Source organism: Bergeyella porcorum (assembly GCF_042427575.1).
Classification (GTDB): domain Bacteria; phylum Bacteroidota; class Bacteroidia; order Flavobacteriales; family Weeksellaceae; genus Bergeyella; species Bergeyella porcorum.
On record NZ_JBHMFD010000006.1, the window covers coordinates 1 to 631 of the forward strand.

Below are 631 nucleotides of genomic sequence, written 5' to 3' on the forward strand. Positions count from 1 at the left end.
ATGCCGATGACCGAATACGCGACAAGAATAGGCGTAATACCTTTACCGATGATATGAAAAAAATCATCAAGGAAAAAATATTGCTGGATTGGTCACCCGAGCAAATAAACGGTTATTGTAGACAAAATGGCATACCAATGGTTAGCATTGAGACAATTTATCAATATATCTATCGTGATGCCAACAATGGCGGAACATTGTACACTAGATTGCGTACCCAAGTTAAGTCAAGGCGTAAAAGGCTGTCAAAATACAAAAAGAGAGGAGTGATAAAAAATCGTGTATCGATACACGAAAGACCCGAGATTGTGAACGAACGAGGACGATTTGGGGACTGGGAAATCGATTTAATTGAGGGGGAAAATCATAAAAGTTTCGCTCTTACGATGGTAGAACGGAAATCATCATTTTGTTTAATTCAGAAATTGAAAGATAAAAAAGCCAAGACGGTAGAGAAAGCAGTTGTTAATATGCTGGCTCCTTATAAGAAATACGTTCACACAATTACCTCTGATAACGGGAGGGAATTTATGAACCACGAAGCAATTTCGGCCAAACTTTATACAAAATTTTTCTTTGCTGACCCATATAGTTCTTGGCAAAGAGGTCTAAATGAATATACAAATAAATT

Annotated in this window: 1 protein-coding gene; it reads left to right on the top strand. The window is 37.1% G+C overall.

Annotated features, from left to right (window positions below):
- Nucleotides 1-53 precede the first annotated feature (53 nt).
- A partial coding sequence (locus ACFFUE_RS03335; protein WP_376832804.1) for an IS30 family transposase occupies nucleotides 54-631 on the top strand: 578 nt, incomplete at its 3' end.